Source organism: Oceaniovalibus guishaninsula JLT2003 (assembly GCF_000299575.1).
Lineage (GTDB): Bacteria > Pseudomonadota > Alphaproteobacteria > Rhodobacterales > Rhodobacteraceae > Palleronia > Palleronia guishaninsula.
In genome coordinates, this window is sequence record NZ_AMGO01000007.1 from 141,952 (window position 1) to 155,148 (window position 13,197).

Genomic DNA, 13,197 nt, shown 5'->3' on the forward strand with positions numbered 1-13,197 from the left:
CGCGGCATGGACCGGTCCATCCCCTTGCTGCTGATCGGGCTGGTTTTCGGCGGCGGCATCGGCTTCACCGTCGCCGCCGCCAACGGCGTGACGCTGGGCGGCCACGACCACGCCGACCCTGCCCACCACGCGGGGGCGGCATCGCACGATCACGCCGCGCTTCTGTCGCTGCCCCAAGGCCCCGATGCCCCGACGCTGGACGTGAACCTGACGCGCGATCCCGTCGCCGGCTGGAACCTGCACATGCGGACCGCCAATTTCGCCTTCGCCCCGCAAAGCGCCGGCCTGGCCCACCGAGCCGGGCAGGGGCACGCGCATGTCTATGTGAACGGCGCCAAGATCGGCCGCTTCTATGGCCCCTGGGTGCATCTCGACGCGCTGCCCGATGGCCCGGTCGAGGTTGCGGTGACGCTGAACGCCAACGATCACCGCGCGCTGGCGGTGAACGGCACGCCCGTCGCCCGCAGGCTGACCATCGACAACTAAAGCGCCGAGATCCGCCCCAGCAGGCATCGGCGCAGCCGTCCGCAGGGGCGCGCATCCTCGATCCAGCCGGCGGGCGCGTCCAGATAAAGGCGCAAAGTCGCCACGATGTCCTCGGCGTCGCTTTCGGGCGCCACGCCCGCAAACAGATACGTCGCGCGCCCCTTGCCCTGCAACGCCATCGCCACCGGGTTGCCGCAGGCGTTCAGGCAGTCCTGCGCCACGATCCGCACCGGCAACCCCGCCGCGGCGATACGGTCGCGCAGGCGGTCCGCATCGGACCCCCGGCACGTCCCGCAAAGCCGCAGCACCGCGCCGCTCATCGCCTGCGCCGCATGAGGTATGTGTCCATGATCCAGCCGTGCCGCGCCCGCGCCGCATCGCGCATCCGGGCGATGCGCGGTCCCGCCTCGGCCAGCGGACCGTCATACAGGATCTGCTCGGGCATTCCCAGAAACGCCCCCCACCAGATATGCACCCCGGTCGGATCCAGCGCCGTGAAACTGCATTCGCCATCCAGCATCACCGCGACGCTTTCCGCCCCTCCGGGCCAGCCATGATCGCGCAGGCGGCGGCCGGTGATCACGGTCACGGCCCCGCCCACCGTATTGAACGGGATTGCATGGGCGGCGGTCAGGGCCTGCAACGCGGTGATGCCCGGCACGACGCGCAGGCGCGGCACGGGGCGCAGCCGCGCGGCGATCCGCAGTGTGCTGTCGTAAAGCCCCGGATCGCCCCAGACCAGCAGCGCGACCGGCCCACGGGGCGCTTCGGCGTCGATGACCCGCGCCCAGATCGCCGCGATCCGGTCGTGCCAGTCGCGCACACGGTCCAGATAGGGCAGGGCGTCGTCGCGCACCGGCATGTCGAATGCGGCGATCCGGCCTTTGGCCCCCGCATCGCGCAGGATCGCATGGCGCAGCGCGGCCAGGTCGTCCTTGCCCGGCCCCTTGCGCGGCACCAGGATCAGCGCCGCGTCGCGCAGCGCGCGGCGGCCTTCCAGCGTGACGTGATCGGGGTTGCCGGTGCCGATGCCGATCAGCCAAAGCTCAGTCATCGCCGCCCCCGGCCAGCGGCCCGTAAAGGATCAGCGCCGGCAGCCCGGCATCGTCCCGCGCCAGCAGGCCGGGCAGATCGCCGACCGTGCCGCGCCTCAGCCGCTGTTGCGGCGTGCCCACCGCCTCGGCCAGCAGGGCCGGGGTGCCGGGCGGAAGGCCGCGCGCGACAAGCGCCTCGGCCAGTGCGGCGAAGGTCCGCTTGCCCATGTAAACGACCGTGCAGGCCCCCGGATCGGCCAGCGCGGCGAGGTTCAGGTCGGCGGGCAGGCGGCCGTCGGCATCGTGGCCGGTGACGAACTGCACCCGCCGCGCCGTCATCCGCCGGGTCAGCGGAATGCCCGCCGCCGCCGCCGCCGCGCAGGCCGACGGCACGCCCGGCACGATCTCGAACGCGATGCCGGCCTCGCTCAGCGCCAGAACCTCCTCCTCCAGCCGCCCGAACAGCCCGCCATCGCCCGATTTCAGCCGCACCACGCGGCCGCCCTGCTGCGCGTAATCGACCAGCAGCCGCGACACATGCGCCTGCCGGGGCGAGGGCCGCCCGGCGCGCTTGCCCACGCCCACCAGATCGGCGCCCGCCCGCGCATGGGCCAGGATCGGGCCGGACGACAGATCGTCGAAAAGCACCGCATCGGCGCGGCGCAGGCGGTCCACCGCCTTCAGCGTCAGCAATCCGGGGTCGCCCGGCCCGCTGCCGACGAAGCTGACGAACCCGCTCATGGCCGCTCGGCCGAAATCAGGTGGAAAAACGTGCCGCTGACGCTGCCGCGCCGCGACCCGGTCTCGGGCACGGGGTTGCCGTCGGCGTCGGTGACGCGGGCCAGCGGCGCGTCCGGCTGGTCGAGGATGGTCGAATAGTGAAACTCGTGCCCCCGCAGCGCAGCGCCCGTGCCGTGGCCGGGGATGGGCGCGTCCAGCACCGCGCGCCGGTATCCCAGATGGAACCGCCGCGTCTCATAGGACGTGACCAGTCCCAGCAGCCCCGCCATCCGGTGCGTCGCCCCGTCCTTGTCGATCAAGGCCTGCCCCAGCGCCATGTAACCGCCGCATTCGCCGTGAACGGGTTTCTGCGCCGCGAACCTTGTCAGTCCGTCGCGGAACCGTCCCGCGGCGGCCAGACGGCCGGCGTGAAGCTCGGGATAGCCGCCCGGAAGCCAGACCAGATCGGCGTCCGCATCCGGGGCTTCGTCTGCCAGGGGCGAGAACGGCACGATCTCGGCCCCCGCATCGCGCCACCCTTCGACCAGATGCGGATAGGTGAACGAAAACGCCGCGTCCCGCGCCAGGGCGATGCGCTGGCCGGGCGGCGGCGGCAACGCGCCCCCACCGGCGCGGCCCCCGCCATCGCCGCCGCCCGGATCACGCCCAGATCGACATGGCCGCGCAGGAACGCCGCGTATCCGGCGATGGCGGCTTCCAGATCGGGATGCTCGACCGCCTGGATCAGCCCCAGATGCCGTTCGGGCAGGGTCAGGTCGCCGCGCCTTGGCAGCACGCCCAGCACCGCCAGCCCCGCCCGGTCCATCCCCGCCCGGATCAGCCGCTCGTGGCGCGCGCTGGCCACCCGGTTCAGGATCACCCCCGCGATGCGCAGATCCGGCATGTATCGCGCGAAACCCAGCGCCGTCGCCGCCGCCGATTGCGCCTGTCCGCTCACATCCAGCACCAGCACCACCGGCCAGCCCATGCGCATCGCCGTCTCGGCGCTGGATCCGAACCCCGACAGCCCCCGCGTCGCCACCCCGTCGAACAGCCCCATCGACCCTTCGGCGACGCACAGATCCGCCCCCGCCGACCGCCCGGCGATGGCCGACAGCAGCCGCTCGTCCATCGCCCAGCCATCGAGGTTGAAGGACGCCCGCCCGCTGGCCGCCAGGTGGAAGGCGGGGTCGATGTAATCCGGTCCCGATTTGAAGGGCTGCACCACCAGCCCGTCCTCGACCAGCGCGCGCAGCAGGCCCAGCATCACCGTCGTCTTGCCGGTGCCCGATGCGGGGGCCGACACCATCAGGCCGGGGGGCGGGGTCATGCGGGGCTTCCGTCGTCGGTCCACCCGGCCCAGCGGCTGTCCCCGGTCTGCGGGCGATAGCGGCGGTCGTATCCGGCGGAGTAAAGCCTGCTTTCGCCGAACCCCTCGCCCGCCAGCGCGCGCCCCACCAGGATCAGCGCGGTGCGCGAGATGCCGGGATCCATCGCCTGCTCGATCGTGTCCAGCGTGGCGCGGACGATGCGTTCGTCCGGCCAGCTTGCCCGCCAGACGATCGCGACGGGACAATCGCCGCCATAATGCGGGGTCAGATCGGCCACCACCGTCGCGAGGTTCTGGATAGACAGGTGGATCGCCAGCGTCGCGCCGGTCGCGGCGAAGGCGGCCAGCGTCTCGCCCTCGGGCATGGCCGAGGCGCGGCCGGGCGTGCGCGTCAGCACCACCGATTGCGCCAGCCCCGGCAGCGTCAGTTCCGTCCCCAGGCTGGCCGCAGCGGCGGCAAAGGCGGGCACGCCGGGCGTGACGGTATAGGGGATGCCCGACGCGCGCAGACGGCGCGCCTGTTCGCCCATCGCCGACCAGACCGACAGATCGCCCGAATGCAGCCGCGCCACGTCCTGCCCGGCCTCGTGCGCGGCCCCGATTTCGGCCATGATCGCGTCCAGATCCAGCGGCGCGGTATTCACGATGCGCGCGCCTTCAGGGCAATGCCCCAGCACCGCGCGCGGCACCAGCGATCCGGCATAAAGGCAGACCTGGCAGGCCGCGATCAGGTCGCGTCCGCGCAGCGTCAGAAGGTCGGGCGCACCGGGGCCCGCGCCGATGAAATGCACCGTCAAGTTCCGTCTCCTTCCGCCAGCGCGCAGGTCGCCCTGCCGCTTTGCGACACCGCGCGCGGCCCCGTCAGCCGCGCGCCCCGTCCCGCCGCCGCCAGCGCCGCCGCCTCGGCCACGCTGCCGGTGCCGTGCGCCGCCCGGCTGGCGGCCCCGTGGGTCAGCGTCTCCTGCGCCGCCAAATCCGCCGCGTCCACCCCGATCAGCGGCAGATCCAGCCGTTCCGCGAGGGCCCGGATGGCCGGCGCGCGCACCTTGGCGGCGGCGGTGGCCAGCCGGTCGGGCGCGCCGCCGGCGCGGGCCAGCGCGTCCGCAAGGCACGCCACGCCTGCCCCCGACCGGAAACCAAAGCCCGCGACGATCACACCACCCCCCGCCATTGCACGATCGGATAGGATGCGCGCCATCCCCGCCGCGACCCCAAGGGCGCCGCCTGCGCCAGGTCGATCCGCAGCAGATCGCCGCCCAGCCGCGCCTGCGCGTCCGCCAACAGCGCCTCGCCCTCCAGCGTCACGGCATTGGCGACCAGCCGCGTGCCGGCCGCCAGCCGTCCGGCCAGATCGTCCAGCAGCGCGCGGGTCAGCCCGCCGCCGATGAACACCGCGTCGGGCGGCTTCAGCCCCTCTAGCGCGGCGGGGGCCCTGCCTTCGACCACGCAGAGCCGGTCCACGCCCAGCCGGTCGGCATTGGCGCGGATGCGCCGCGCGCGGTCGGCCCGCGCCTCGATGCTGACGGCATGCATCGCGGGATCGGCCAGCAGCCATTCGATCGCCACCGATCCCGACCCGCCGCCGATGTCCCACAGCCGCTCGCCCGGCCGCGGCGCCAGCGCCGACAGCGTCAGCGCCCGCACCGGCCGCTTGGTCATCTGCCCGTCGCTGTCGAAGAACGAATCGTCGATGCCGCCGGTCCGGGGCAGGGGGGGGCCGTCGCCCGCCACCTCGACCCCCAGACAGACGGGATGCGCGAAATCGCCCCGCAGCGCATCGGCGCGGGCGGTCGTCACACGCTCGCGCGGACCGCCCAGCGCCTCCATCGCGTGCACCACGCTCGGACCGAAGCCCACCTCGGCCAGCCATGCGCAGATCTCGGCCACGGCCTCCCCGTCGCGCACCAGCACGATCAGCCGCCGCCCCGCCGCCAGATGCGGACGCAGCCGCGTGGCCGGCGCGGCATGCAGGCCCAGACACCGCACCGTTTCCAGCCCCCATCCCAGCCGCGCCGCCGCCAGCGAAAAGGCCGACGGCGCAGGCAATGCGCGCCATTCGCCGGGTTCCAGCATGGCGGCGATGGCCCGTCCCGCGCCGAACCAGAACGGATCGCCCGAGGCCAGCACGGCCACCCGCCGCCCGCGCAAGCCCAGCAGCACCGGCAACCCGTCCGCGAAGGGCACCGGCCAGACGATCCGTCGGGCGCCGATATCGGGCAGCAGCGCCAGATGGCGGGGCGGCCCCATGACGATCTCGGCCCTGTCCAGCGCGCGGTGGCTTGCGGGCGGCAGCCCGTCCGCGCCATCCTCGCCCAATCCAACGATGGTCAGCCACGGATCCTCAGCCATGCGTCCCAATGTCCTGATCCTCGGCGGCACGACCGAAGGCACGGCGCTTGCCGCGGCGCTGGCGGGCGGCGGCATCGCGGGCACCGTGTCGCTGGCGGGGCGCGTCGCCAATCCGCGCGCGCAGGCCCTGCCGCAGCGCGTCGGCGGGTTCGGCGGCGTGGCGGGCCTTGCCGACTGGCTGCGTGCGCACCGCGTCACCCATGTCGTCGATGCGACGCATCCCTTCGCAGCGCAGATGCACCGCCATGCCGTTCTGGCCTGCGCCGATGCGGACGTGCCGCTGATCGCGCTGAGCCGCCCGCCCTGGCGGCAAACCCCCGAGGACCGCTGGATCCGCGTGCCCGACATGGCTGCCGCCGCCGCCGCGCTGGACGGTCCCGCAAGACGGGTGATGCTGGCCGTGGGCCGGATGCACCTTGCCGATTTCGCCGGCAATCCGCAGCATTTCTATCTGCTGCGCCTCGTCGATCCGCCGCAGGGTGCGCTGCCCTTCCCAAGGGTCCACGTTGTCGTGGATCGCGGCCCGTTCGACGCCGCCGCCGATACCGCGCTGCTGCGCGACCGCGCCATCGACCTGATCGTTTCCAAGAACGCGGGCGGCACGGGTGCCTTTGCCAAGATCGAGGCCGCGCGCCGCCTGCGGCTGCCGGTGGTGATGATCGACCGCCCGGCCACCCCCGACAGGGCCGAAACGGCGCAAGTGCAGGGCGTGCTCGACTGGCTTCATGCCGGAACCGACCGGGGCGTATAGACCCAGGGGCCGCCCTCGCGCGCGACGATGCGCGTCGCCGACGATCCGACCAGCACGACCGTGCGCATGTCGGCCATGTCTTCGCGCGCCTCGGCCAGCGGCACGACGCGGATCGCCTCGTCGGGGGTGGTGACGGCGCGGGCGAAGATCACGACGCGCTCGGGCTCGCACAGGCCGCGCAGCAGGTCCAGCACCCGTCCGAACCCTTCGGGCCGCGCGCGCGAGCGGGGGTTGTAGAACGCCATGGCGAAATCTCCCTCGGCCGCCAGCGCCACCCGCCGCGCCACCAGCGCCCAGGGCTTGAGGTTGTCGCTGAGGTTGATCGCGCAGAAATCGTGGCCCAGCGGCGCGCCCGTCCGCGCCGCCGCCGCCAGCATCGCGGTGATGCCCGGCAGAACGCGGATGTCCAGATCGCGCCAGCCGGCCGGTCCCGCCTCGACCGCCTCGAACACGGCGGATGCCATGGCGAAGACCCCCGGATCGCCCGAACTGACGACGACGACGCGCCGCCCGGCGGCGGCCATGCCCAGCGCATGACGCGCGCGATCCATCTCGACCCGGTTGTCGCTTTCGTGCAGCACCAGCCCCGGACGCGGCGCGACGCGGCGGACATAGGGAATGTATCCGACGACATCGCTGGCCGCATCCAGCGCCGTGCGCACCTCGGGCGTCACCAGCCCGTCGCCGCCCGGCCCCAGCCCCGCGATGGCCAGCCACCCGGTCACGGCCGCCGCCCCCGCCCATGCACCAGCACGATGGAAAAATAGGGCACCGTCCGGCCGTCGAAATCGGCCAGCCGCGTCACGCTTTGCTCGGGCATGGCGGCGCATTGCACCAGCCAGGCGCGGTCGGTCATGCCGGCGCGGTCCAGCGCGCGGCGCACCCGGTCCAGGTTGCGGCCGATCTTCATCACCACGACCGCGTCCGCGCCGTCCATGCCGCGCACCAGATCGTCCTCGGGCAGCGTCGCCATCAGCACGCACAGCACGTCGTCGCCCCAGGTGATCGGCTGGCCCGTCGCCGTCCAGGCGGCCGACATGCCGGTGATCGCCGGCACCGTCGCGACCGGCACGCGGCCCGTCAGCCGCACATGCAGATGCATGAACGAGCCGTAGAAGAACGGATCGCCCTCGCACAGCACGATCACATCCTCGCCCGCTTGGGCCAGGGCGGCCAGCCGGTCGGCAGCGTCCGCATAGAACGCCGACAGACAGGCGTTATAGCGCGGATCGTCCAGCGGAATCTCGGTCGTGACGGGGTATTCCATCGCGATCTCTGCCACGTCGGGGCGCAGCATGTCGGCGACGATGGCGCGCGCGCGGCCCGCCCGCCCCGCCTTGCGGAAGAACGCGACGTTGCGCGCGCCGCGCACCAGCCTGTCGGCGCGCACGCTCATCAGGTCGGGGTCGCCGGGGCCGAGGCCCACGCCATGCACCGTCCCGGTCATTCGGCGCGGCTCGCAAGGGCGTTGATCGCGGCGACGGTGATGGCGCTGCCGCCCAGCCGCCCCTCGACGATCAGGCAGGGGCAGGGCTGCGCGTCCCACAGCGCCTCCTTCGATTCGCGGGCGCCGACGAACCCCACGGGGCAGCCGACGATGGCGGCGGGGCGGGGGCAGCCGGGATCGTCCAGCATTTCCAGCAGACGGAACAGCGCCGTCGGCGCGTTGCCGATGGCCACCACCGCGCCGCCCAGCCGGGGGCGCCACAGCTCCAGCGCGGCAGCCGACCGCGTGGTGCCCAGACGCGCCGCCAGTTCGGGCACCGCTGGATCGCGCAGGGTGCAGACCACATCGTTGTGCGCGGGCAGGCGGCTGCGCGTCACCCCTTCGCTGACCATATGCGCGTCGCACAGGATCGGCGCGCCCGCTTGCAGCGCCCGCCGCGCCGCCGCCGCCATGCCGGGCGAAAAGCGCAGATGCCGTTCCAGCCCGACCATCCCCGCCGCATGGATCATCCGCACGGCGACGCCTTCCTCGTCGGGATCGAAGCGCCCCAGATCGGCCTCGGCCCGGATGATGGCGAAACTCTGCGCATAGATCGCCGCGCCGTCCGTTTCGTAGGAATATCGCATGTCAGGCCCCGAACAGTTCCGCCAGCCGCGCGGCGGCGACGCCCCGGCGCTGCGGCACATCCCATGCCGCGCCGTCCGCCACAACGTCGAAGGCGCCGGCCCGCCCCACCAGCGTCAGATCGGCGGGGCCGGGATGCGCGCAGCCCTTGGCGCAGCCCGATACATGCGCCGTCATCCCGTCCGCCAGCAGCGGCGCGATGGCGCGCGCCGCCTCGCGCGTGACGGCCCGCGCCTGCGGACAGACGGGCGCCCCGATGCAGGCCCGCACCCGCAGCAGCGGATCGTGCGGATCGGTCAGCAGATCGTCGCAGCGCGGCATCGCCGCATCCGTCCCCGGCAGATACAGCAGGCGGAAGGGTGTCACCCGCACACCGTCCCGCCCCGCCGCATCGGCCACGGCGCGAAGCTGCGCCGCGGTGAACGTGCCGAAGGCCGCGCCGACGCCGATGCCCGACGCGCGCCGCCCCGGCCGCGCATCGGGCGCGGCGGGCGCGGGCAGGGCATCGCCCCGCAGGGCAGGGGGCGGCACCGCGCCCGCCGCCAGATGCCGCGCCATGCGCCCCCGCCCGTCCGCGCCGACGCCGCCCGAGGCCAGAAAACCAGCGTGCCGCCTCCAGCGCCAGCGCCGCCGCATCGCCGGGCGCCACCGCCACGCCGCGCGCCGCCCCGTCCAGCCGCAGCAGCAGGCCGCCCGCGCCGGTTTCGATCCGCACGTCGCCGCTGACCCCCGCCAGGTGCCGCGCCCAGCCCGCGCCATCGACGACAAAGCCGAACTTGGCCGGCAACCCCGCCAGTCGCCCCAGCCCGGCCGCCAGCGTCTCGGCGATCCCGGCCAGAAGATCGCCCAGCGGCCCCTCGCGGAACGGATCGACGACGATGTTGCGCCGCGCCTCGACCGCCCCGTCCGCGTCCAGCAGCCCCAGCGCGTCCAGCCCGCGCAGCAGCGCCGGATGATCGGCGGCACGCACGCCGCGCAGTTGCAGGTTGGCGCGGCCCGTCGCCTCGATCAGACCCGACCCATGCCGCTGCGCCAGATCCGCCAGCCCGCGCAGCGCGTCCGCCGAAAGCGCGCCGGCGCGGGGCCGCACCCGCACGACCAGCCCGTCGCCCGACGCCATCGGGCGATGCGCGCCGGGGCACCAGCCCCTGACGACAGGCCCGCTCATGGCGCGTCCGCCATGTCGGCCAGGATGGCGTTGCGCCGCGATCGCCAAAGCCCCGCCGCCCGCAATTGCGCGAAGCGGTCGCGCATCGCGGCCAGAGCGCCGGGATTGGCGTCGTGCAGGAACGCGGTCACATCCGCGTCCCCCAACGTCGCGTCATAATAAAGATCGAACAGATGCGCCGGCATGGCCCGCGCCAGATGCGCGAAGGCAGCCATGTTTTCCAGCGTCGCCGCGATCTCGGCCGCGCCGCGGAACCCGTGGCGGCGCATCCCCGCGATCCAGCCCGGATTGGCCGCGCGCGCCTGCACGACGCGGGCGATCTCCTCGGTCAGGGCGCGGGCGCGGGGCCGCGCGGGATCGGTGTTGTCGAAATGATAAAGCCGCCCCGCCCCGCCCGCCACCGCCTGCGCGGCGGCGAACCCCGCCTCGTGCCCGGCGTAATCCTCGGCCAGCAGCAGGTCGGTCTCGGGCAGATCCTGCACATGCACGAACGCATCCGCCGCCGCCACCCGGTCGCGCAGACCGGCCTCGTCGCGCGACGCGCCGTCGCCGTCCAGCGCCCAGGCCGATGCGGCGATCCATGCCTCGCCCGCGGCAACCCGCCCCTCGTCGCTGTAATCCGTCAGAACCGCGCCCATCCCCAGCCCGAAGCTGCCCGGCGCAGGCCCGAAGACGCGGGCGCCCGCGCCATGCACGTAAGGGTTCCAGTCGGGCGCCTCGTCGCGGGCGGCCAGCGCGCGCACCGCCTGCTGGAACAGCGCCGACAGCACCGGGAACACGTCGCGGAACAGCCCCGACACCCGCAGCGTCACGTCGATGCGCGGGCGGTCCATCTCGGCCAGCGGCAGCACCTCGATCCCCGACACCCTCTCGGATCTCGCATCCCAGACGGGCCGCACGCCCAGCAGCGCCAGCGCCATGGCGAAATCCTCGCCCGCCGTGCGCATCGTCGCCGATCCCCACAGATCGACGATCAGGCCGCGCGGCCAGTCGCCCTCGTCCTGAAGATGCCGGCGGATCAGCTCTTCCGCCAGCGCCACGCCCTGCGCGTAAGCCGCCCGCGTCGGCACGCCGCGCGGATCGGTGGTATAAAGGTTGCGCCCCGTCGGCAGCACGTCGAGCCGTCCGCGATAGGGCGATCCCGAAGGCCCCGCCGCGATCCGCCGCCCGTCCAGCGCATCCAGCAGCGCGCGCCGCTCGGCCCCCGCCGACAGGTCCGCGTCGAAGGCGGTCCGCACCGGCGGCGGCCGCCCCCAGACATGCAGCCCGTCGCCGAACTGGCTTTCCTTCACGTCGCAGACGAAACGGTCGATGCGGCCGATGGCCTGCGCCGGGCAGGCCGCACCGTCCAGGCCCAGATCGTCCTCCACCCCCAGCGCGCGCGCCTCGTCCCGAATATCGGCCGTCAGACGGTCGCGTCGGCGCGGATCCAGTCCGTCGGCGCTGGAAAACTCGTCCAGCAGCGATTCCAGCCGCGCCAGCCGCGCGGGCGTGCCCGAGACGCGCATCGGCGGCGGCACATGGCCCAGCGTCACCGCGCCGATGCGCCGCTTGGCCTGCGCGGCCTCGCCCGGATCGTTGACGATGAAGGGATAGATCACCGGCATCGCCCCGGTCAGCGCCTCGGGCCAGCAGGTCTCGGACAGGGCCACCGACTTGCCCGGCAGCCATTCCAGCGTTCCATGCGCGCCCACATGCACCAGCGCGTCGGCCTGATCGCGCAGCCACAGATAGAACGCCACATAGGCGTGACGCGGCACGCGCGACAGATCGTGATACTCGCCGTCGCGCCGGGCGGGCGCGCCCCGCTCGGGTTGCAGCGCCAGGGTCGCCCGGCCCCGCCGCTTCGCGCGAAAGACGAAGCCGCCCCCGGCCGCATCCGCGTCGTCCTCGGGCGCGCCCCAGGCCGCTGCCAGATCGTCGCGCAACCCCTGCGGCAGACGCGCCAGCGCGGCGCGATAGGCGTCCATCGGCCAGACGATCCGCGCCTGGGCCAGCGCCGCGCCATCGACGGGGGCGCCGTCGGTTTCATAGCCGGCACCCGCCAGATCCGACAGGATCGCCCCGGCCGAGGCCAGCGGGTCCAGCCCGACCGCATGCGCCATGTTCCACGGTCGCCCCGGATAGGTGGACAGCACCAGCGCCACCCGCCGCGCGGCGCACGGCGTCGCGGCCAGCCGCTGCCATCCCGCCACCCGGTCGGCGATGGCGGCGATGCGGCCCTCGTGCGGGCGATGCGCGGCCAGCGCGACCTGCAAGTCGGGATCGCGCGCGCCCGGTTCCTTGAACGACGCGACCCCGGCCAGGATGCGGCCGTCCACCTCGGGCAGCACGACATGCATCGCCAGATCGGCCGGCGACAGCCCCCGGTCCGATCCGGCCCAGGCATCGCGTGTGGCGGTGGACAGGGCGACCTGGAACACCGGCACGCCGCCCGCATCCAGCGGCGACGCGCCGTCCGCGCCCCGGCCCGAAAACGACGTGGCGTTCACGATCGCGGCGGGCGCCAGATGCCGCACCTGCCGGGCCAGCCACGGCCCCGCGCCGGGCGCCTTCAGCGACGGCACGAACAGCCCCAGCGCGCGAAAGCCCCGGTCGCGCAGCGCCTGCATCAGCGCGGCGATGGGGGCGGTATCGGCCGCCACCAGCCAGGCGCGATAGAAGACGACCAGCGCCAGCGGCGCACCCCTCTCGCCCATCGCCGTGCGCGCGGGGCAGCAGACCCCGTCCTCGGGCGTCCAGGCCCCGACGAAGGGCAGCGCCTTCGACCCCGCGACCGGCCCCGCGTAAAGCCCCGCCGCCAGCGCCATCTGCGCCAGCGCCGCCTGCGCCGCCACCGCGCCGCCGGTATCGCACAGATGCGCCAGCCGCCGCAGGGTGGATACGGGCACCGTCGACATTGCGTCCAGCCGCGCATCGGGCCGCCCGTCCGCCGGCAGCACCGCCAGCGCGATGCCGCGCGCCTGCGCCAGCGCGCGGATATGGGTCAGCCCATAGGGCCAATAGGGCATCCCCCCGATCAGCCGGATCAGGATGCCGCGCGCCCCGCTCAGCGTCCGTTCGACATAGGTATCGACCGACAGCGGATGCTTCAGCGCCGCGATGCTGGCCAGCCGCAGCGTCGGCATCCGCCCCTCGCGGCCGCCGCCGCGCATCCATCCCGCCGCGAAAGCGCCAAGGTCCGAATCCGAGAAGGACAGCACGACCAGATCCGCGGGCGACTGCCCCGGATCGGTCGGCGTCTCGGTCTCGTCCAGACCGTGGTTTTCACGGAAGACAACGTGCATC

The 13,197-nt window shown here is 73.8% G+C and carries 13 protein-coding genes and 2 pseudogenes; 2 read left to right on the plus strand and 13 right to left on the minus strand.

What is annotated here, in order from left to right; genetic code table 11:
* Positions 1–6 precede the first annotated feature (6 nt).
* Complete coding sequence (locus tag OCGS_RS02350; protein WP_007425619.1) at positions 7–486, plus strand: hypothetical protein; 480 nt, start codon at positions 7–9, stop codon at positions 484–486.
* On the opposite strand, the gene OCGS_RS02355 is transcribed toward OCGS_RS02350, so the two are convergent.
* The 7 genes and pseudogenes from OCGS_RS02355 to OCGS_RS02390 all read right to left on the minus strand — a co-directional run bounded on the left by OCGS_RS02355 (position 483) and on the right by OCGS_RS02390 (position 5,919).
* Entirely contained in the window at positions 483–806 is a 324-nt protein-coding gene (locus OCGS_RS02355) for a DUF1636 family protein (RefSeq protein WP_007425620.1), read from the minus strand. The genes OCGS_RS02350 and OCGS_RS02355 overlap by 4 nt on opposite strands.
* Entirely contained in the window at positions 803–1,540 is a 738-nt protein-coding gene (gene cobF / locus OCGS_RS02360; protein ID WP_007425621.1) for a precorrin-6A synthase (deacetylating), read from the minus strand. Before cobF ends, OCGS_RS02355 begins: the two co-directional genes overlap by 4 nt.
* On the minus strand, positions 1,533–2,261 hold the full coding sequence (gene cobA, locus OCGS_RS02365; RefSeq protein ID WP_007425622.1) for a uroporphyrinogen-III C-methyltransferase: 729 nt from the start codon (positions 2,259–2,261) through the stop codon (positions 1,533–1,535). The genes cobF and cobA overlap by 8 nt, the downstream gene beginning before the upstream one ends.
* Positions 2,258–3,570, minus strand: a pseudogene (locus OCGS_RS02375) (cobyrinate a,c-diamide synthase). The gene cobA and the pseudogene OCGS_RS02375 overlap by 4 nt, the downstream one beginning before the upstream one ends.
* Positions 3,567–4,367, minus strand: coding sequence for a precorrin-4 C(11)-methyltransferase (gene cobM, locus OCGS_RS02380; protein ID WP_007425625.1), 801 nt, complete (start codon positions 4,365–4,367; stop codon positions 3,567–3,569). The pseudogene OCGS_RS02375 and the gene cobM overlap by 4 nt, the downstream one beginning before the upstream one ends.
* Entirely contained in the window at positions 4,364–4,726 is a 363-nt protein-coding gene (locus OCGS_RS02385; RefSeq protein WP_007425626.1) for a cobalamin biosynthesis protein, read from the minus strand. The genes cobM and OCGS_RS02385 overlap by 4 nt, the downstream gene beginning before the upstream one ends.
* Complete coding sequence (locus tag OCGS_RS02390) at positions 4,723–5,919, minus strand: bifunctional cobalt-precorrin-7 (C(5))-methyltransferase/cobalt-precorrin-6B (C(15))-methyltransferase (RefSeq protein ID WP_007425627.1); 1,197 nt, start codon at positions 5,917–5,919, stop codon at positions 4,723–4,725. Before OCGS_RS02390 ends, OCGS_RS02385 begins: the two co-directional genes overlap by 4 nt.
* Between OCGS_RS02390 and OCGS_RS02395 the strand changes: the two genes are divergently transcribed.
* Positions 5,918–6,670: a cobalt-precorrin-6A reductase gene (locus OCGS_RS02395; RefSeq protein WP_007425628.1), complete on the plus strand. Its 753-nt coding sequence runs from the start codon at positions 5,918–5,920 to the stop codon at positions 6,668–6,670. The genes OCGS_RS02390 and OCGS_RS02395 overlap by 2 nt on opposite strands.
* On the opposite strand, the gene cobJ is transcribed toward OCGS_RS02395, so the two are convergent.
* The 6 genes and pseudogenes from cobJ to cobN all read right to left on the minus strand — a co-directional run bounded on the left by cobJ (position 6,643) and on the right by cobN (position 13,196).
* On the minus strand, positions 6,643–7,395 hold the full coding sequence (gene cobJ / locus OCGS_RS02400) for a precorrin-3B C(17)-methyltransferase (protein WP_007425629.1): 753 nt from the start codon (positions 7,393–7,395) through the stop codon (positions 6,643–6,645). The two genes, OCGS_RS02395 and cobJ, sit on opposite strands and share 28 nt — an antisense overlap.
* Entirely contained in the window at positions 7,392–8,117 is a 726-nt protein-coding gene (locus OCGS_RS02405; protein ID WP_040610321.1) for a precorrin-2 C(20)-methyltransferase, read from the minus strand. Before OCGS_RS02405 ends, cobJ begins: the two co-directional genes overlap by 4 nt.
* Complete coding sequence (locus OCGS_RS02410; RefSeq protein WP_007425631.1) at positions 8,114–8,743, minus strand: precorrin-8X methylmutase; 630 nt, start codon at positions 8,741–8,743, stop codon at positions 8,114–8,116. The genes OCGS_RS02405 and OCGS_RS02410 overlap by 4 nt, the downstream gene beginning before the upstream one ends.
* 1 nt (position 8,744) lies before the next feature.
* Entirely contained in the window at positions 8,745–9,299 is a 555-nt protein-coding gene (locus OCGS_RS15380; RefSeq protein WP_238538213.1) for a hypothetical protein, read from the minus strand.
* 427 nt (positions 9,300–9,726) lie between these two features.
* A pseudogene (locus tag OCGS_RS15385) lies at positions 9,727–9,909 on the minus strand (cobalamin biosynthesis protein CobG); the annotation flags it as partial.
* Positions 9,906–13,196, minus strand: a complete 3,291-nt coding sequence (gene cobN, locus OCGS_RS02420; RefSeq protein WP_007425633.1) for a cobaltochelatase subunit CobN — start codon at positions 13,194–13,196, stop codon at positions 9,906–9,908. The pseudogene OCGS_RS15385 and the gene cobN, both read right to left, overlap by 4 nt.
* Position 13,197: the final 1 nt, after the last annotated feature.

What these genes read in the sequence shown, in the direction of transcription:
- OCGS_RS15380 (WP_238538213.1), bottom strand. Translation starts at nt 9,299, where the DNA reads ATGGCGCGGCATCTGGCGGCGGGCGCGGTGCCGCCCCCTGCCCTGCGG.
- OCGS_RS02410 (WP_007425631.1), bottom strand. Translation starts at nt 8,743, where the DNA reads ATGCGATATTCCTACGAAACGGACGGCGCGGCGATCTATGCGCAGAGT.
- OCGS_RS02355 (WP_007425620.1), bottom strand. Translation starts at nt 806, where the DNA reads ATGAGCGGCGCGGTGCTGCGGCTTTGCGGGACGTGCCGGGGGTCCGAT.
- cobF (WP_007425621.1), bottom strand. Translation starts at nt 1,540, where the DNA reads ATGACTGAGCTTTGGCTGATCGGCATCGGCACCGGCAACCCCGATCAC.
- OCGS_RS02405 (WP_040610321.1), bottom strand. Translation starts at nt 8,117, where the DNA reads ATGACCGGGACGGTGCATGGCGTGGGCCTCGGCCCCGGCGACCCCGAC.
- OCGS_RS02350 (WP_007425619.1), top strand. Translation starts at nt 7, where the DNA reads ATGGACCGGTCCATCCCCTTGCTGCTGATCGGGCTGGTTTTCGGCGGC.
- cobN (WP_007425633.1), bottom strand. Translation starts at nt 13,196, where the DNA reads ATGCACGTTGTCTTCCGTGAAAACCACGGTCTGGACGAGACCGAGACG.
- OCGS_RS02390 (WP_007425627.1), bottom strand. Translation starts at nt 5,919, where the DNA reads ATGGCTGAGGATCCGTGGCTGACCATCGTTGGATTGGGCGAGGATGGC.
- cobA (WP_007425622.1), bottom strand. Translation starts at nt 2,261, where the DNA reads ATGAGCGGGTTCGTCAGCTTCGTCGGCAGCGGGCCGGGCGACCCCGGA.
- OCGS_RS02395 (WP_007425628.1), top strand. Translation starts at nt 5,918, where the DNA reads ATGCGTCCCAATGTCCTGATCCTCGGCGGCACGACCGAAGGCACGGCG.